The sequence below is a fragment of the Rhodococcus sp. (in: high G+C Gram-positive bacteria) genome, from assembly GCF_049286785.1.
Classification (GTDB): Bacteria; Actinomycetota; Actinomycetes; order Mycobacteriales; family Mycobacteriaceae; genus Rhodococcus_F.
Map to the genome: position 1 here is coordinate 1 of NZ_JBAQEO010000936.1, position 18,656 is coordinate 18,656.

General features: G+C 65.3%; 15 protein-coding genes and 1 pseudogene. 4 read left to right on the forward strand and 12 right to left on the reverse strand.

What is annotated here, in order from left to right:
• Positions 1-266 (reverse strand): annotated as a pseudogene (locus WAW17_RS33935) (hypothetical protein); the annotation flags it as partial.
• A gap of 41 nt (positions 267-307) precedes the next feature.
• Complete coding sequence (locus WAW17_RS33940; RefSeq protein ID WP_422337209.1) at positions 308-925, reverse strand: TetR-like C-terminal domain-containing protein; 618 nt, start codon at positions 923-925, stop codon at positions 308-310.
• A gap of 50 nt (positions 926-975) precedes the next feature.
• Between WAW17_RS33940 and WAW17_RS33945 the strand changes: the two genes are divergently transcribed.
• From WAW17_RS33945 to WAW17_RS33955, 3 genes are read left to right on the forward strand one after another with little or no spacing between them, the layout of a single operon-like run.
• Positions 976-2,091, forward strand: coding sequence for a hypothetical protein (locus WAW17_RS33945; protein ID WP_422337210.1), 1,116 nt, complete (start codon positions 976-978; stop codon positions 2,089-2,091).
• Between the two features lie 11 nt (positions 2,092-2,102).
• A complete protein-coding gene (locus tag WAW17_RS33950) occupies positions 2,103-3,101 on the forward strand; it encodes a TIGR03617 family F420-dependent LLM class oxidoreductase (protein ID WP_422337211.1) in 999 nt (332 codons plus the stop codon).
• Positions 3,098-5,470: a PEP/pyruvate-binding domain-containing protein gene (locus WAW17_RS33955; RefSeq protein ID WP_422337212.1), complete on the forward strand. Its 2,373-nt coding sequence runs from the start codon at positions 3,098-3,100 to the stop codon at positions 5,468-5,470. The genes WAW17_RS33950 and WAW17_RS33955 overlap by 4 nt, the downstream gene beginning before the upstream one ends.
• Before the next feature lie 874 nt (positions 5,471-6,344).
• Here WAW17_RS33955 and WAW17_RS33960 read toward each other — a convergent pair.
• Complete coding sequence (locus tag WAW17_RS33960) at positions 6,345-7,079, reverse strand: GNAT family N-acetyltransferase (RefSeq protein ID WP_422337213.1); 735 nt, start codon at positions 7,077-7,079, stop codon at positions 6,345-6,347.
• 270 nt (positions 7,080-7,349) lie between these two features.
• Positions 7,350-8,654 (reverse strand): NAD(P)/FAD-dependent oxidoreductase, encoded by a 1,305-nt coding sequence (locus WAW17_RS33965; protein ID WP_422337214.1) that lies wholly within the window; start codon positions 8,652-8,654, stop codon positions 7,350-7,352.
• Positions 8,655-8,808: 154 nt separating this feature from the next.
• On the opposite strand from WAW17_RS33965, the gene WAW17_RS33970 reads away from it, so the two are divergent.
• Positions 8,809-9,711, forward strand: a complete 903-nt coding sequence (locus WAW17_RS33970) for a LysR family transcriptional regulator (protein WP_422337215.1) — start codon at positions 8,809-8,811, stop codon at positions 9,709-9,711.
• 12 nt (positions 9,712-9,723) lie between these two features.
• Here WAW17_RS33970 and nuoN read toward each other — a convergent pair whose 3' ends face one another.
• The 8 genes from nuoN to WAW17_RS34010 all read right to left on the reverse strand — a co-directional run.
• A complete protein-coding gene (gene nuoN, locus WAW17_RS33975; RefSeq protein WP_422337216.1) occupies positions 9,724-11,340 on the reverse strand; it encodes an NADH-quinone oxidoreductase subunit NuoN in 1,617 nt (538 codons plus the stop codon).
• A complete protein-coding gene (locus tag WAW17_RS33980; RefSeq protein WP_422337217.1) occupies positions 11,337-12,941 on the reverse strand; it encodes an NADH-quinone oxidoreductase subunit M in 1,605 nt (534 codons plus the stop codon). The genes nuoN and WAW17_RS33980 overlap by 4 nt, the downstream gene beginning before the upstream one ends.
• Positions 12,941-14,833: an NADH-quinone oxidoreductase subunit L gene (gene nuoL / locus WAW17_RS33985; RefSeq protein WP_422337218.1), complete on the reverse strand. Its 1,893-nt coding sequence runs from the start codon at positions 14,831-14,833 to the stop codon at positions 12,941-12,943. The genes WAW17_RS33980 and nuoL overlap by 1 nt, the downstream gene beginning before the upstream one ends.
• 83 nt (positions 14,834-14,916) lie before the next feature.
• Entirely contained in the window at positions 14,917-15,216 is a 300-nt protein-coding gene (nuoK, locus tag WAW17_RS33990) for an NADH-quinone oxidoreductase subunit NuoK (RefSeq protein ID WP_422337219.1), read from the reverse strand.
• Positions 15,213-16,022: an NADH-quinone oxidoreductase subunit J gene (locus WAW17_RS33995; protein ID WP_422337223.1), complete on the reverse strand. Its 810-nt coding sequence runs from the start codon at positions 16,020-16,022 to the stop codon at positions 15,213-15,215. The genes nuoK and WAW17_RS33995 overlap by 4 nt, the downstream gene beginning before the upstream one ends.
• 5 nt (positions 16,023-16,027) lie before the next feature.
• On the reverse strand, positions 16,028-16,585 hold the full coding sequence (gene nuoI, locus WAW17_RS34000) for an NADH-quinone oxidoreductase subunit NuoI (RefSeq protein ID WP_422337220.1): 558 nt from the start codon (positions 16,583-16,585) through the stop codon (positions 16,028-16,030).
• Positions 16,578-17,954 (reverse strand): NADH-quinone oxidoreductase subunit NuoH, encoded by a 1,377-nt coding sequence (gene nuoH, locus WAW17_RS34005; RefSeq protein WP_422337221.1) that lies wholly within the window; start codon positions 17,952-17,954, stop codon positions 16,578-16,580. Before nuoH ends, nuoI begins: the two co-directional genes overlap by 8 nt.
• Positions 17,951-18,656 (reverse strand): molybdopterin-dependent oxidoreductase (locus WAW17_RS34010; protein WP_422337222.1); only part of this gene is annotated, 706 nt, incomplete at its 5' end. The genes WAW17_RS34010 and nuoH, both read right to left, overlap by 4 nt.

The following is an 18,656-nucleotide window of genomic DNA, read 5'->3' on the forward strand; positions in this document are numbered from 1 at the left end:
GTCTGGTTGAGCACAAATAGGGCAGCGAACGGTTCGGGGACCGGCGTCGGTGGGTGTCCGAGGTTGATCGAGACTGTGTTGGTCTCGGTATCGGTAGTGACGTCGTTGTACTCGAGTGCTGCAATGCGCGCGAGCGGCTGCGCGTTGGCGCCAGGCTTCGTCCATGGTCGGTTCCGTGTGGGGTTGCCTGCGCGGGAAGTCGAGCGTGCGGGGGAGATGCTTGTTCTGACGGCCCAGATGACGAAGTTCCTGGCGCGGACGTTCATCGCCGTCTGCTACGTCAATTGACCGGATCAGTCGGTCGAGCTCAGGTGTCGTCGAGCGACTTCCCGGAGGGCCAGCGGTCGGTGATCATCTCGGTCATCTCGTTCACCCAGCTGTCGTCGAGGGCGGCGTCCTGGCGAATGAGGATGCGGAAAATCGCGGTGCCCGCGACCACCTCGGCGAGCATGGGCAATTGGTCATCATCGCGGCGCTCCTGACCGAAGCGAGATTCGAAAGCTGTCAGATTCCCGGCCAATCGGGCGATCATCATGCTGTGCACTTCGGGGTCGGCAACGGTGTCGGCAATCAGACCCGGCAATGCCAACCGCACCTCAGGTCTGTCGAAGATTGCCCGGATTGTCTCGACCAAAGCCCTGATCTCGTTGCGGATATCACCGGAACCGTCCGGCGTGGGGATCGATTCGGCGAACAACACTGCCTCGTGGACGAGTTGTGCCTTGCCCGACCACCGCCGGTAGATGGCAGCGGTGGTGGTCCCGGCGCGCGCCGCGATCGCCGACAATGACAATGCGGAATAACCCGTCTGGAGTATCAATTCTCGGGTGGCCGTAATGATCGCGGCATCGATCCTGCCGTCGCGCGGCCGCCCCGGCGCGGACTGCGCGGACCTCTTGCCTTCCTTGCGGCTTTCTGCTGTCATGACTTCACCATAGTTCCAATACAGTGTGCATCGTATTTGAGGGAGAGCTTATGAACCTGAGCCCGCTCGACGAGTATCCAATTCACCAGACGCCCGCGCCATTGACCTGGCCGGCCACGTCCGATCGAAACTTCTACGATCGGTCGTACTTCAACGTGCTCGACCGGGACGGCAGCTTCATGGCGCTGACCGGAATCGGCTACTACCCGCGCCTCGGTGTCAAAGACGCCTACTTCGTCGTCCGTCGCGGCGACACGCAGACCGCGGTACACCTCAGCGACGCCATCGACGACGACCGTCTTCACCAGAACGTCAACGGCTACCGTCTCGAAGTCATCGAGCCATTGCAGGAGATGCACCTGACACTGGCGCCGACCGAGGGCATCTCCGCGGACCTGACCTGGCGCGGGCTGTTCCCCGCCGCCCTGGAGAAGCCACACGAGATGCTCACCGAGCGGCGGGTGACGCTGCAGGCGAGCCGCTTCGCGCAGGTCGGCTCATGGCAGGGCTGGATCGAGGTCGACGGCGAACGGTTGGACGTCACCCACGACTCCAGCGTGGCGAGCCGCGACCGGTCCTGGGGGATCCGGCCGGTCGGTGAAGCGGAACCCGCCGGTCGGCCCGATGCCGCGTTCCGCGGGATGTGGTGGCTCTACCTACCCCTGGCGTTCGACGACTACCAACTGTTCCTGATCCTGCAAGAAGATCCCGATGGCCACCGCAGCCTCTGCGACTGCACCCGCCGCTGGCGAGACGGCCGCGTCGAACAACTCGACGGAGTGCGCGCCACCATCGACTACGCACCCGGAACGAGGATCCCCCGGGGCGCCCACGTCGAGTTCATGAACCGCGCAGGAGACCAGATCCGACTGGATGTCGAATCGAAGCTGTTCGCGCCCATCGCCTTCGGGTCAGGGTACGGCGGCGACTCCTCGTGGGCGCACGGCAGCTGGAAGGGCGGCCCGTTCGCCGAAAGCGTCAGCTTCGACCTGACGGACCCGGAGGTGATGGCCCGGGCGCCGTTCAGTCTCATCGACCATGTCGGCAGAGCTGTGTGCACTGAAGCGGACGGGACGGTCCGCGAGGGTGCGGGCCTGTTCGAGCACGGCGTGATCGGCCCGCATCACCCGTCGGGTTTCTCCGACTGGACCGACGTAGCGAAGTAGGCGGCGCCGAGATGAAGATCATGACAGCGCTGTTCGGGCCCACTGACGCGGTCGAGCGCGCAGAAGTGCTCAAGGAAGCCGGTGCGTCCGGTGTGTTCACCTTCGAGGGTCCGTTCGACGTGTTCACGCCTCTAGTGCTGGCGTCGCAGGTCAAGGGACTCGATGTGATGTCGAACGTCGCGATCGCGTTTCCTCGCAATCCGATTCAGCTCGCCCACCAGGCCAACGATCTGCAACTGCTCAGCGAAGGGCGGTTCATCCTGGGGCTGGGCACGCAGGTGCGCGCGCAGATCGAGAAGCGCTATGGGGCCGAGTTCGATCGTCCGGTCGCGCGGATGAAGGAGATGGTGGGGGCGCTGCGAGCGATCTTCGCGACGTGGAACGAGGGTGAACGGCTGGACTTCCGCGGTGAGTACTACCGGCACACCTTGATGACGCCGACCTTCGTACCCGGGCCGAACCCGTTCGGTCCGCCGCCGATCTATCTCGGCGCGCTCGGGCCTCGGCTGACCAGGGCCACCGCGGAAGTGGCCGACGGTCTGTTGGTGATGCCCTTCGGGTCGAAGCGGTACCTCCACGAGACGACGATGCCGGCCGTGCGCGCCGGGCTGTCTGCTGCCGGCCGCAGCGAGGACGACTTCGAGGTGGTGCCCGAGGTCATCGTGTCGGTCGCCACCGGACGAGACGACGACCACGCCTCGACCCGCATGCTGCTGGCGTTCTACGGCTCCACCCCGGCGTACCGACCGGTGCTCGACGCCCACGGCTGGGGCGATCTGCAGCCGGAACTCAACGCCATGTCCAAGCAGGGCCGCTGGCGGGAGATGGCCACATTGATCGACGACGACATACTGCACACCATCGCCGCGTGCGGCACGCCGGCCGAGGTGGCCGCGCACGTCCGTGACCGTGTCGACGGCGTGTCGGACCGGATCTGCCTGTATCAGACGGGCCCCATCGAGGTCGACGCGCTCGCCGAGATCGTCGACGCGTTGGGAGGATCGTCGTGACGCCGGCGACGATCGAGTTCGACGAGGTCACCGATGCCCGCTACGGCGGCAAAGCGGCCGGCCTCGCCGAACTGCGCCGCCTCGGACTTGCTGTGCCGGCGGGATTCGTCATCGCTGAGGCATCCGCGCAGGTCGCCTTCGACGACGTGGCGGAATTGTTCTCCCGGATGGCCGCAGTCGGTGCGACCCCGGTGGCCGTCAGGTCGTCGGCAGTCGGGGAAGACGGTGACGACCAGTCGTTCGCCGGGCAGTACGACACCGTGCTGGGTGTCGACTCCGTCGAGGACTTCGCCGCGGCAGTGCACACGTGCGCGGCCTCTGTGCATTCTCGACGAGCCTCGTCCTACCGTGCACAACCCACGACCACCATGCATCTGGTGGTGCAGCAGATGGTGGACGCGCGCGCCGCCGGCGTGGTGTTCACCGCGGATCCGGCGACCGGTCGGCGCGACCTCATGGTGATCGACGCCATCGCCGGGCTCGGCGAAGCGCTTGTCGACGGTACGGCGTCCCCGGACCATATCGTTCTGAATTCCCACGGCAGCCCAGCCGTTCACGAGGTCGGCGACGTGCCGGTCTTGTCCCCGGACGAGATCGCGGAGATTCGGTCCGCTGCCCTACGCGCTGCGCAACACTGGGGCAGGCCGATGGATCTCGAGTGGGCGATCGACCGGTCCGGAACACTGTGGTGGCTGCAGGCCCGGCCGATCACCACCCTGCCCGGCGATCTGGGCGAGATGGATTCGCCTCTCGCGGGCGCAGACCACGTCTACACGCGCTGCAACATCAGCGAGATGATGCCGGGGGCATTCTGCCCGTTGACCGCATCGGTTTCAGGCTTCGCCATCGACTACGCGATGCAGATGACGCAGGTGGTGGCGCGGGCGCAGCAGAGTTACGAGAAGCCGTGGCTGCAGGTCGGTTATTTCCAGGGACACATGTTCCTGAACTTGACTGAGGGCACGGGTCTGAGCTCGGGCATCCTGGGCAATTCGTTGGAGCAATTCTCCACCTCGATCTGCGGTCGGGTGGTCGACGAGCTGGAGCCCAAACCCCCGAAGCCGTTCGCCCGCAGACTGGTCAACACGGTCCGGCTCAGCACGTTCGCGTTGTCCGCCGGCCCCGCGATCCGGCACCTGAAAGACCAGATCACCGGGTTCCGGATACCGACCAGTCACGACCCACGACTCGTGATGCGCCAGTTGGAATCCGGCGTCGAACAGTACTGCGATATCACGCTGACACATGTGCGGTCGTCATCGCGCGCGGCGGTTGCGGCCAACATTCTCGAGAGCGTCCTGATGAGGCAGGCGGTCAAGAACGGGCGTGGTGAGGACGAGGGTCGCGCCGAGGCGACACTGCTCATGTCCGGCGCATCCGATGTCGAGAGCGCACTGATGGTCGAGGAGCTCGACTCGGTGGTACGCGCCATCGCCGCCGACGGCGCGGCCGCCGAGGACTTTCTGGCCGCGGAGCCGGGCGCCGCGGTCAGCGAGTTACGGGCGTCGAGTAGCGCCAGCGGTAGGGCGTTGCGACTGTTCCTGAATCGTCATGGTCATCGCGGATACCGCGAGCTGTGCATGCGTGACCCCTCCTGGGCCGAGGATCCGGAAGGGCTCGGTGCGATGATGCAGGTGATGGTGCGCTCGGCGCTCGATCCGGCCGATCGTGGACCGGCACACACTCACGTCGAGGCGCCCAGCTCTTCCACCATCCGATTCCTCGCCCGGCTGGCGCAGGGCGGCGCACGCGGGCGCGAGGAGACGAAATCGAAGATGGCGCAGATGGCGCATGCGCTCAAGCTGGGCTACCGCCACCTCGGTGAGGTGCTGGCGGAGGCCGGACGGCTGCCAGACTCCGATCTGGTGTTCTTCTTCGACCGTGCGGAATTGAACCGCGTCGTCGGTTCGGACGACGTCACCGGTCTCGTGCAGAGCGCGCTGAAGCGTCGAGAAGCGCTGGCATTCCAGAACTCCCTCGAGTTCGACGACGTGTCGGTGGGGCGACCGACCCCCCTCATCGCCCGGCCTCGACTCGGCGTCACGGGAGGTGAGATCATCGGCCGGCCCGCCAGCCGTGGATCCGTGGAAGGCGTCGTGCGCGTGGCGAAATCGATTGTCGACGCGCGCGACGTGCAGCGGGGGGAGATCCTGGTAGCCCCGGTCACCGACGTTGGGTGGACGCCGTACTTCACCGTCATCGCTGCGCTCGTCACCGATATCGGCAGTTCGGTTTCCCACGGCGCTGTGGTGGCGCGCGAATACGGCCTACCCTGTGTCGTCAACACCCTGGTGGCCACCCGATCGCTCAAGACCGGCGACCGTGTACGCGTGGATGGAGACCGAGGTGTGGTCACCCGTCTCGATTAGCCCTGGTTCCTTACACTGAGCGAGTTTTCGATTGTGCAGCGGGGGACTAGTGCGACTCGTGCGTAGTAGCACTAGAACCCATCCGTGCGTCAGGACTTCGATCGGTCAGGGGTCGATCTGATGGGGAGCACCGTCGCGTTTCGCAATGCGCGGCCTTCTTCTGCGGGCGACAAAGCCGCGAAGAGTGTTTCGTCAGGAGCGATATGCAGTGTCCGAGTTCCGTAGTCGCGCCGAAAAGCTGGGCCGCAAGGGAGGGCGATGGTAGTCGTGCTGCTTTCGAACCACCGTTGACGTCTCATGTCAGCCGTGAGCGTGCGACTCGACACAGGACGAGGGTGAGGGTGGCACTGCAGACGGCTCGCATCAGGTCATCGTAGTTGCGCATGGGACCAGGCGAGGTTTTACTACGGTGTCACCGCGTCTCAAACTGGCCGCGAAGTCTCAAGTGCGCTAGGGGTGCGGATTGGCCGCCGATGGGGAATCGTGCATCGGATACAATACGATCGACTCTAGTTGACATAATGTCGATTATCGGCAAAACGTGGCCGAATATCAGTGCAGCTCAGAGGCTTGCAAACGGGTCCATAGGTATACACCCGGACACGTCATTCGGTCCGTCCGATCGGGCCATCGCCTGCCCCCGACATGACGTCGCGCTGCGCGCGTATGTGTCCGGAACCAATCGCCGGGACCCAACGCTCGAATAATATACAGCGGATTGGATATCGCGGGAATAATATGCGAAGCAGGCACCTCTGGCCGACCCCGATTCGACCACTTCCCACCCCCTCTCGCCCTGCCTCGATACGTCACAGTGACGTATCGAGGCATTGTCGGGCCCGCATCGCGTGTGGCGTTGAACCCGACGTGAGGCTCACTCGGAGGCCGCGTTCGGCCCGACCGCGGCCTCCAGTTCCAATCCCGGATAGAGATCCAGATCGACGTGCACGCAGAGTCCGTCGGGATGCAGGGCATGCGACCAGCCTCGATTCCGAAGCACCTCGAGCATTCCCGTGTTCTCGGCGAGAATCTCCGTCGACAGATGTCGCACACCACGTTCGTAGGCGATGATCGCGAGACGCCGGACGAGGGTCGTGCCCACACCCTGCCCGCGTTCGTCACCGGCGACGACAAGCGCGAACTCGGCGTCGGTAAGCCCGGACGGAGTTGTTCCGGTGACGACGTAGTTGGCAACGCCCACCAGATCATCACCGTGAAATGCGCCTATGGCGGCGTGCGTGGAGTCATGCCGGCACAGCATCGCGACCAGCGAGTCGAGATGCCGCGGCGACGGAGTGAGGAAGCGCATGTATTCGTCGTGCTCGGAAAGGCGCTCGTGTAATTTCCGAATCTTATCGGCGTCGTCCACCGTGAGAAACCGGACGGTGACGTCCGGGATGATCGACCGCCGCCCATGCTCTCCATCCACGAGCCCGTACTGGATGTCGTAGACGGCACACCATTCGCGCACCTTGTCGGCCGTCTCCTCGCTGCCCCACACCTCGGCGAGGAACCGATCGTCACCCAAGCTGAGAGCGGTCGTATCGCCGGAGTCCGTGTACAGCATCGTGGGCCGTCTGGCGTGCAGACTCACCTTGCTCTTGCTCATACCGAGCAATCGGGCTGTCTCCGCCTGCGAAAGACCATGCAAAAGGCTTAGTTTCACCGCAGCTCCGTCGACGTACGCTTCCGCCAGGTGCTTGTGGCGTTTCCACGTCTTACGTCCGTTCGATACGGCGCTCTGCACACCCGGGCCCAGCGCAGTCAAGGCCGATGGCTCGTTCCCATCGCCGGAATCCGGGTACCCCATGGCTGCTACGGTACGTCATCGACCGGTCGATGCGCTCGGTCAACGCGAGCCGCCACTTCGGCATCTGCCTCAGGCTGCGGCATCCTCTTGACGTTCGAGGAGGTCAGCCGGTTCGCTCTCCTGCGCGTAGTAGAAGTGCGGGCGACGGTGTCCGAGGAACGAACCGAACCACGACATCACCGCGACGTAGCGGTTCCGGAATCCGACGAGGTACACCAGGTGCACGGCCAGCCACAGGAACCAGGCGATCACGCCGGTGAGTTCGATCTTGCCGACGCGGGTGATGGCACGGAAGCGGTTGATGATCGCCATGCTTCCCTTGTCCTTGTACGTGAACGGTGTTCCCGCGGCACGCTTTCCGGTGATGATGGCCGCGACGTGCCGGCCACCCTGCATCGCGAAGGGTGACTGGGCGGGAAAGTTGTTCAGCGACGCCATGTCGCCGATGGCATAGACGTCGTCGTACCGGCCCACGGTGAGGTCGTCGTCGACGAGTAGTCGTCCGCCGCGGCCCGTCTCGCATCCTGTGCGCTCCGCGAGCACTGCCGCGAAGTCGTTGGCCTGGATGCCGGCCGACCAGATGATCGTCTCGGCAGCCAGTCGCTTCTCCGTGCCGGTGCTCGGCGACGACAGCGTCGCGCTGTGCTCATCGATGTCGGTCACCATGGTGTTGAGTACCACCTCGACGCCGGCCTTCTCGAGAGAGTCCTGCGTGTACTTGCTGAGCTTGCCGCCGAACACGGGCAGCGTCTCCCCCGCCCCTTCCACGAGGGTTACGGTGACGTCGGCGGCGGTGATGTCGTTGAACGACTGCTCGAAGTAGCGACCGGCCAATTCCTTGATCTGACCGGCCAATTCGACGCCGGTGGGGCCTGCGCCGATCACGATGAAGTTGAGAAGGTTGCGGCGGCGCTCCGGGTCGGAGGTGGTGTGCGCCTCCTCGAAGCACCGCACGATCTGGCGGCGCAGCCGTTCGGCATCCTCGACGGTCTTGAGGGCGTAGGTGACCTCGGCGAACTCGTCGTGCCCGAAGTAGGCCTGTCGGGCGCCGGTGGCGGCGATCAGGTGCTCGTAGCCGAGAGTGTGACGAACGCCGGCGGCCTCGTAGACGACCTGGTGATCGTCCGGGTTCACGTCCACGACCCGTCCGAGACGGACGTCGGCGTTGGGATACTTGGCGAGGATCGCGCGGATCGACGGGGCGATCTCGCCGGGCGAGATGACGCCGGTGGCCACTTGGTACAGCAGCGGCTGGAACAGGTGCTCGGTGGTCTCGGAAATCAGCACGAACGGTGTGCCGGCCTTGGCGAGTTTCTTGGCCGCGGCAAGGGCGCCGAATCCCGATCCCACGATAACGACCTGAGTTCGATCCACCGGACAAACCTCCATCTACTTGCGTCTGCGTAATAGCTCTATGAGCCCACATTAGGGATCATCGGTCCGTCACAGCCAACAACCTGGGGGAATCGCAATACTGTTATCTCGATCGCTCATGAATCGACGAGCGTTCAGGCGTAATCTGGCTGTTATGGAATTCCGGCAGTTGCGTTACTTTCTCGCAGTCGGCGAGGAGGGAAGTTTCTCTCGGGCGGCGGAGCGCTGCTACATCTCGCAGTCGGCGATCAGCCACCAGATCGCCAAACTCGAGAAGGAACTGGGCACCACCCTGCTCGAACGGTCGACCCGGGTGGTCCGGTTGACGGAGGCGGGTCAGCGCCTGATGCCGATCGCTGCCGAAGTGATGAGCCTGGAGGCACGCGCACTCTCGGTGGGACGCGACCCCCGCAACCGCTTGCGCATCACCGCGAGCATGAGCTTCGCGACGCAGAGTCTCGAGGCGATTTCCCTGGTCCGAGACGAGTATCCCCAACTCGACATCGAGTTCGTCATCAAGGACTTCGCGGACCGGATGACTGCCGTGGCCTCCGGGGACGCAGATCTGGCCCTGATTCGCGGTGGAGTGGATCGGCCGGGACTCGAAACTGTCCAGCTGGGTGTGGAGGATCTGGTGATCGTGACGTCGAGCCGGCACCCGCTGTCCGCGTTCTCCACCGTCGACCTGAGAGAACTGACCCCCTATCCCCTGCTGCTGCCGCCGCGCAACAGCCAGATCCTGATCCACACGGTGGTCGAGGATGCATTCCGGCAGGTTGGCCGAAGGGTGCGGCTGGGCCCGTCGATTCCTCGCGACCACACGGCCACCCTCGATGTCCTCACGAATGCGACGGCGTGGACCGTGCTGTACGCGGACACCGCTGACGCCACCCCGCGGTCGGGTCTGAGCTTCATGCGAGAGTCGCACAATCTTCTCCGGGTCCCGGTGTGCGGTGTGGTCCGGAACGGCACACCGCCGCGCTCGGATCTCACCCATCTGTTCCGGGCACTCGCGCATTCGATCGAGGGGTCCGGCGGATCGATCAGGTCGACATAGCCGCCCATGCTCTCAGCGGACGAATTCGGCTGCCTGGTTGGCGAGGTCCAGGATGGGTGCAGGCAGGATGCCGAGCATCACCGTCACCGCTGCCGTGAGGGAGACGACGGCACTGGTGAGCACACTGGAGACCACGACCGTGGGTGGGTCGCTCGGTGGTTCCGAGAAGAACATGAGGACGATGACCCGGACGTAGAAGAATGCGGCGATGGCACTGCTGACGACGCCGACGATGACCAGGGGCATCGCCCCGCCCTCGACAGCGGCCTGGAACACCGCGAACTTGCCGATGAACCCACTGGTCAGCGGGATACCGGCGAACGCGAGGAGGAAGAGCGCGAACACTGTGGCGACCAGGGGTGACTGTCGTCCCAGCCCGGCCCAGCGAGCCATGTCGGTGACCTCACCCGAGGCGTCGCGGACGAGGGTCACGACAGCGAATGCGCCGAGGGTGCTGAAGCCGTAGACGAGCAAATAAAACATGGTGGACGACAACCCGGCGTCGTTGAGCGCGATCACGCCGGTGAGGATGAATCCGGTGTGCGCCACCGACGAGTACGCCAGCATCCGTTTGATGTCGCTCTGGGTGACAGCGAGGATCGCGCCGACCACCATGGTGAGGATGGCGACGCCCCACAGCATCGGCCGCCACTCCACCCGCAGATCGGGTAATGCCACGTAGAAGATGCGCAGCATCGCCCCGAAGGCTGCAACTTTGGTGGCGGACGCCATGAACGCGGTGATGGGTGTGGGTGCCCCCTGGTACACGTCGGGTATCCAGGAGTGGAACGGCACTGCGCCGACCTTGAACAGCAGGCCTACCGCGAGCAGTCCGACACCGATGAGCACCAGTGCGTCGCTGCCGTCGTCGGTGGCGATCGCATCCGCGATCCCGGCCAGATCGAGGGTGCCCGCATAGCCGTACAGCAGTGCCACGCCGTAGAGGAAGAATGCCGACGAGAACGCCCCGAGCAGGAAGTACTTGAGGGCCGCTTCCTGGGAGAGCAGGCGGCGGCGGCGGGCGAGTCCGCACAGCACGTAGAGCGGCAGCGAAAGAACTTCCAGTGCAACGAACAGTGTGAGCAGGTCACCCGACGCCGGGAACAGCAGCATGCCGCCGACGGCGAGCAGGGTGAGTGGGAAGACCTCGGTTTGAGCCGCTTCCGCTCTGGTGGCCTCCCGCTCGGCGACACTGCCGGGCAGAGTGGCGGCGGAAGGCGCGAAGGCGTCGATCGCCTCGGCCTCACCCGGCCGTTCGCTCACGCCGGTCTCGACACGTCTCTCAGCGATGAGCAGGACGGCGGGGATCGCGAGCAGCAGGATCGTTCCCTGCATGAACAGGGTGGGTCCGTCGACAGCGACGGCGCCCATGGCGGCCACGTTGCGGGTGCCGGCGAGGACGAAGACGGCCACGAGGGCTGCGGCGAGCCCACCGAGGCTGAGGACGAGATGGCTGGAGTAGCGGCTTCGGCGCGGCAGGAAGGCCTCGACGAGCACCCCGAGGACGGCGGCGCCGAACACGATGAGCATTGGTGAGAGCTGTCCCCACTCGATCTGGGGAGCGGGCAGCGTCGCGCTCTGGGCGACGGAAGTGGAATCGAACACCGTCCGGGGATCGAAGGGGCTCATCTGGGCGCACCTCCCTGGGTGTCCTTTTCGGCGATGGTCGGTGCCGGATCCTGCTGGTCGACCGTGGTCAGGGTGTGGCTCACCGCCGGCGTGATGACGTCCAAGGCGGGTTTGGGATAGACGCCGAGGATGATCAGCAGGGCGATCAGAGGCGCCACGACCGCAAGTTCGCGCGGCACCAGATCACGCAGTCGCTCGTTGTGCTTCGTGACCGGGCCTCCCATCATGCGTTGGTACAGCCACAGCACGTAGATCGCGGAGAGCACCAGTGCGGTGGTGGCGAACACCGCGGCCACCTGGTAGCGGGGATATGTGCCGACCAGGACGAGGAATTCACTCACGAACGGCGCCAGACCCGGAAGGGACAGGGTGGCGAGACCGGCGACGAGGAACGCGCCGGCCAGGACGGGCGCGACCTTCTGCACACCGCCGTAGGCCGCGATGAGCCGCGTGCCGCGACGGGAGACCAGGAATCCTGCCACCAGGAACAGTGCGGCGGTGGAGATGCCGTGGTTGACCATGTACAGCGTCGATCCGGCTTGCCCCTGACTGGTCATCGCGAAGATGCCGAGGATGATGAACCCGAAGTGCGAGATGGAGGTGTAGGCGATCAGACGCATCACGTCGGTCTGTCCGATGGCCAGTACCGCACCGTAGACGATGCCGATCACCGCGAGGGTGACGATCAGCGGCGCGAAGGTGCTGGAGGCGTCCGGGAACAGTTGCAGGCAGTAACGGAGCATGGCGAAGGTGCCGACCTTGTCGACCACCGCCATCATGAGCACCGCGGTCGCCGGTGTGGCCTGCACGGCCGAATCCGGTAGCCAGCTGTGGAACGGCCACAGTGGGGCCTTCACCGCGAAGGCGAACATGAAGCCGAGGAACAGTGCGTTGAGGAGCGCGGGATCGGCTCCGAGTTCTCCTGCCGATGCGGCGGTGACGATGTCCCGGAAGTCGAACGTCCCGGCGGCGAGAGAGCTCCCCTCACGGGCGGTCACCACGTACAGTCCGATCACCGCGGCAAGCATGATCAGGCCGCCGAACAGGTTGTAGAGCAAGAACTTCACCGCGGCGTACGACCGTTGTGCCCGATCCTCGACGGGTCCGAAACCGCCGATCAGGAAGTACATCGGGATGAGCATTGCCTCGAAGAAGACGTAGAAGAGCAGGATGTCGAGGGCGGTGAACGACACCATCACCATCGCCTCGACCATCAGTATCAGTGCCACGTACGTGTGGGTGGCTCGTCGACGGGTGGGGTCCTGCGCCTCCACCTTCTCTCCGTCGTTCCAGCCCGCCAGCAGAAGCAGGGGCACCAGTACCGCGGTCAGGAGAACCAGGACGAGTGCGATGCCGTCGAGGCCCAGGATGTACCGGGTACCGAAAGCCGGTATCCAGGTGTGTGACTCGACGAACTGGTACTGTTCGCCGGCCGCGTCGAACTGCACGGCCACGGCCACCGCCACCGCCAGTACCAGTACCGACACCCCGAACGCCGACCACCTGGCGAATTGACGCATGCGGGGCGGCAGCAGCAAGGCGATGCCCGCACCGATCAGCGGCACCACCCACAGGGCGGTCAGCCAGGGAAAGTTGCTCATCACAGGCCCCCTAGGATCATGGCCGCGATCACGAGGGCAGCGCCCGCGAACATGACGAGTGCGTAGGAGCGGACGAATCCCGTCTGGAGGCGCCGGATCATCGCGGAGGCGCCGCCGATCATGGCGGCGAAACCGTTGACGGCGCCGCCGACCCCCTTGTCGTCCACGTATACGAGCGCGCGGGTGACCTGCTGACCCGGGCGCATGAACGCCGCTTCGTTCACCGCGTCCCCGTACAGGTCGTTGCGAGCGGCGACGGTCAGTGCCGACACCTCGGCGGGGGCGACATCCGGGATCTCCCGGGCGGCGTACTGCCGGTACGCCACCGCGACACCGCCGAGCACGACCACCAGGATCAGGACGGTGGTCATCCACACCGGAACGGGTGGTTCGACGTGCTCGAAGCCGACGACGGGTTCGAGCCAGTGTTCGAGCGACGACCCGACGGCGAGTACCGCACCGGAGGTCACCGAACCCACCGCCAGCAGGATCATCGGCACCGTCATCACACCGGGTGATTCGTGCGGTTCGGCACCTGGGCGCCAGCGTCGGCGTCCGAAGAAGGTCATCAGCATCACCCGGCTCATGTAGAACGCCGTGATGCCGGCGCCGAGCAACGTGACCGTGCCGAGGATGACGCCCTTGACACCGCCGGCGGCGAACGCCACTTCGATGATCGGATCCTTGGCGAAGAATCCGGCGAACGGCGGGATGCCGATGATGGCAAGGTAGCCGAGGCCGAAGGTCACGAAGGTGATGGGCATGACAGCGCGCAGACCCCCGTAGTGGCGCATGTTCACCTCGTCGTTCATGCCGTGCATCACCGATCCGGCGCCGAGGAACAGCCCGGCCTTGAAGAATCCGTGGGTGAGCAGGAGCATGATCGCGAACGCGTAGCCCGCCGGACCGAGGCCGGTGGCCAGCACCATGTAGCCGATCTGACTCATCGTCGAGGCGGCCAGCGCCTTCTTGATGTCGTCCTTGGCGCAGCCGATGATCGCGCCGAACAGCAGGGTCACCGCGCCCACGATCACCACAGCGAGTTGAGCGTTCGGCGCCGACTCGAAGATCGGGTGGGCCCGGACGATCAGGTAGACGCCGGCGGTGACCATGGTCGCGGCGTGGATGAGCGCCGACACCGGTGTCGGACCTTCCATCGCATCACCGAGCCAGGATTGCAGGGGAACCTGTGCGGACTTGCCGCAGGCGGCCAGCAGCAGTGTCAGTCCGACGGCGGTCATCACGCCCTCCCCCGCGGCCTCGGCGCCACTGAAGACGTCGGCGAAGGAAATCGATCCGAAGGTCGCGAACATGATCATCAGGGCCAGGACGAGCCCCATGTCACCGACACGGTTGACGACGAAGGCCTTCTTCGCGGCCGTCGCTGCCGTCGGCTTGTACTGCCAGAAACCGATGAGCAGGTACGAGGCGAGGCCCACGCCTTCCCAGCCCACATACAGCCCGAGGAAGTTGTCCGCGAGGACAAGTAGCAGCATCGCCGCGAGAAAGAGGTTCAGGTAGGCGAAGAAACGTCTCCTGTCGGAGTCGTGTGCCATGTAGCCGACCGAATAGATGTGGATGAGTGAGCCGACCCCGGTGATCAGGAGCACGAAACACAGGGACAACTGGTCCAATTGGAGCCCGAAGTCCACCTGCAGTCCGGCCACCGGCACCCAGCTGAACAGACTCTGGTGCACCGCTCGGTCGGCGGGGTCCTTGCCCAGCATGTCGAGGAAGAGCACCGCTCCGAGGACGAACGAGGCGAGGGCGGTGACGCACCCGAGTAGGTGTCCCCACGAGTCACTGCGCCGTCCTGCCAGAAGCAGCACGGCGGCGCCGAACAGCGGCAGTACCGGAAGGAGCCAGACGGTCGACGAGATACCCCCGCTCATGCCGCGGGGCCCGTCGTGGCGTCGTCGACGACTTCGGTCACCTTCTCGGGCACGTGCAGACTTTCAGTACTCATTCGGCACCGTCAGTTCTTCAGGAGGTTGACGCCGTCGACGGATGCCGATCGGCGGGTTCGGAAGATGGTCATGATGATCGCCAGCCCCACGACGACCTCGGCGGCGGCGACCACCATCGTGAAGAACGCAAAGACCTGGCCGTCGAGGTGACCGTGCATCCGGGCGAAGGTGACGAACGCCAGGTTGGCGGCGTTGAGCATGAGTTCGATGCACATGAACACGACGATGGCGTTGCGGCGCACCAGCACACCGGCCGCCCCGATCGTGAACAGCAACGCAGAAAGGTACAGATAATTGTCGGGGTTCATCGTGCACCTCCCTCGCTGGTCGATTCGGGCTCGGATCGTTCCGGATCGGTTGGTTCGACGGACGGGACGGTGCCGCGGCGCCGGAGCACCCGGCTCACCGACATTTGGGATAAGGAGCCGTCCGGTAGCTGCGCCGGAACATCGACCGCGTTGTTGCGGGCGTAGACGCCGGGAGTGGGCAACGGTGTGACTCTCCCTCCGACCCGGAAACGCTCCTGGGACAGCTCCTTCTGGCCTTTCCGCCGTTCGAAGCGTTCGCGGTGTGCCAGCACCATGGCACCGACGGTCGCCACGATCAGCAGGGCGCCGGTCAGTTCGAAAGCCCACACGTACCGGATGAAGATGAGTTCGGCCAGACCCGGGGCGTTGCCGCCGGCATTGGCCTCGTCGAGCCCCGCGAACCCGTCGCCACCGGACAGCGCGGCGTTGCCGATACCACCGATCAGCAGGACTCCGAAGCCCACCCCTACTGCGATGGCGCTGACACGCTGACCGCGCAGCGTTTCCACCAGGGAATCGGCGGAGTCGATGCCGATGAGCATGACCACGAACAGGAAGAGCATCATCACCGCACCCGTGTAGACGACGACCTGTACGACGCCGAGGAACAGCGCATCCTGTGCGATGTAGAGGACCGCGAGGATGATCATCGTCATGGCGAGGAAGATCGCCGAGTAGACGGCCTTCGTGGCGCCCACGACCCCCAGCGCGCCGATCACCGCCAGGGTTCCGAGTATCCAGAACTGCACTCCCTCGCCCGAGGACGTTCGAGTGAACGACTCGGCGAGGACCGCCGCCGCCGACATCGTGTTCACCGGTCCGATTCCCCTTCCTCGGTGTCCTCGTCGTCTGCCGTGGGAGCCGACCCGGTCACCGCACCGCGGTAGTAGTCCTCGTCGGTGGTGCCCGGATACATGGGGTGCGGTGGTGGTGTCATTCCGGGTTCGAGCGGTGCCAACAGCCGGTCCTTCTCGTAGATCAGTCCGGCCCGGTTGTCGTCGACGAGTTCGTACTCGTTGGTCATGGTCAGCGCCCGCGTGGGGCACGCCTCGATGCACAGTCCGCACCCGATGCAGCGCAGGTAGTTGATCTGGTAGACACTGCCGTACCGCTCCCCCGGCGAAAAGCGTTCGGTATCGGTGTTGTCCGCGCCCTCGACGTAGATGGCGTCGGCTGGACATGCCCAGGCGCACAACTCGCAACCGATGCACTTCTCCAGCCCGTCCGGATGACGGTTGAGTTGGTGCCGTCCGTGGTACCGGGGCGCGGTAGGTACCTTCTCCTCGGGATAGGATTCGGTATTCGGCTTCCGGAACATCGTCGAGAATGTCACACCGAAACCCGCTATGGGACCGAGGAATTCAGCCATCGGTGCCCTCCTTCACAGCAGTGGAGAGTGGGGATCCAGGTGGCGATCCTCCGGCGGCGACCGGGACGCGGCGGAACTCCGGGAGGATCTGCCCCGGTATCGGTGGCACGGGAAAACCGCCGGCCATCGGATCGAACGGCTCGCGGGCAGCGGGCGCCGGACTTTCGGCGGGTGCCGCCGGGACGCGGGTGCGACCGCCCCGCAGCCTGTTCCACAGGAGCAGCAGTAGCCCGAGCCCGATGATCACTCCGGCGACGACGAGAACGATCACGCCGGCGTCATACCCCTCATTGCGGAATGCCCGGAAGGTGGCGACGATCATGACCCACGCCAGCGACACCGGAATCAGGATCTTCCAGCCGAGATTCATGAACTGGTCGTACCGCAGTCGCGGCAGTGTCGCCCGCAGCCAGACGAAGAAGAACAGAAAGCCCCAGATCTTCACCGTGAACCACACCAGAGGCAACCAGCCGGAGTTCGCGCCGTCCCACATGTTGAGCGGCCAGGGGGCGTGCCAGCCGCCGAGGAACAAGGTGGTGGCCAGGGCCGAGACCGTGATCATGTTCATGTACTCGGCGAGCATGAACATGGCGAACCGCAGCGAAGAGTATTCGGTGTGGAAGCCACCGACCAGTTCACCTTCGGCCTCGGGGAGGTCGAACGGTGCCCGGTTGGTCTCGCCGACCATCGACGTGAGGTAGATGAGGAACGAGGGCAGCAGCAGGAACACGTACCAGCCGCCCTCCTGGGCGGCGACAATTCCCGAGGTCGACATCGTGCCCGCGTCCAGGAAGACGGCGGCGAAAGACAGGCCCATTGCGATTTCGTAAGAAATCACCTGGGCGGTCGAACGCAATCCGCCCAGCAGCGGGTAGGTGGATCCGGACGCCCATCCGGCGAGCACGATGCCGTAGACGCCGACCGAGGTGACCGCGAGTATGTAGAGGACGGCCACGGACAGGTCCGTGAGCTGCAACGGGGTGCGGTGACCGAAGATCGACACCTCGGGTCCGAACGGGATCACGGCGAAGGCCATGATCGCCGGCACCACTGCGATGACCGGTGCGAGCAGGTACACCGGTTTGTCCACGCCCGTGGGGACGATGCCTTCCTTGAGGGCGAGTTTGAGGCCGTCGGCGACGCTCTGCAGCATCCCTCCGGGGCCGACCCGGTTCGGGCCGATACGCATTTGCATGAAGGCCACGATCTTGCGTTCCGCATATACCATCACGACCGCGGTCAGCATGAGGAACGCGAAGACACCCACGGCCTTCAGGACGACCAGCCACCACGGGTCGTGCCCGAACAGTGACAGGTCGGTGTATGCGGCCTGGGCGAGTGGTGCGCCTGCCGCGGCGGTGTGGCTCATCCCAGAACCTCCTCGGAGCGTGTCGCACCGTGTGCGATGCGGACGATGTCGCCTGCCGTCGCTGCCAGGTGCTCGTACACCGCCGAGCCGGGCGACTCGAGGGGCAACCACACCACCCGGTCGGGTAGGTCGGTGATCGCCAGCGGAAGGGTGATGGCCCCGTGGTCGGTGCTCACCAGCACCGGATCCCCTTCCGTGGCGTGGATCTCGGCGGCGGAGTCGGCAGACAGGCGGACGACGGGTGTCCGCGCGGTGCCGGCCAGGTGCGGCTCTCCGTCCTGCATCCGACCGGAGTCGAGCAGCATCCGCCACGTCGCCAGCACCGCCTCACCGTGCGCCGGCCGGGGAGGCTGCATCGAATCCACTTCGGGCGGAGCCGCGGGCTGGCCCTCCCACACACCCAGCGCGGCCAGTTCGGCGCGGGCGGCCTCGGCGTCCGGCAACCCGAGCCGGCTGCCCATCTCGTCCGCGAGGGCGTGAAGCACACGCTGGTCGGGCATGGCGCCGGTATCGTGCAGGGCCGCATCGAAGGCGCGGGTCCGGCCTTCCCAGTCGAGGAAGGTGCCCGGCTTCTCCACCACCGCTGCCACCGGGAACACCACGTCCGCGTGATCGGTCACAGTGCTGTGACGCAGTTCGAGGCTGACGACGAACGCCGCCTTCTCGACGGCGGCCACCGCAGCATCCGGATCGGGCAGGTCG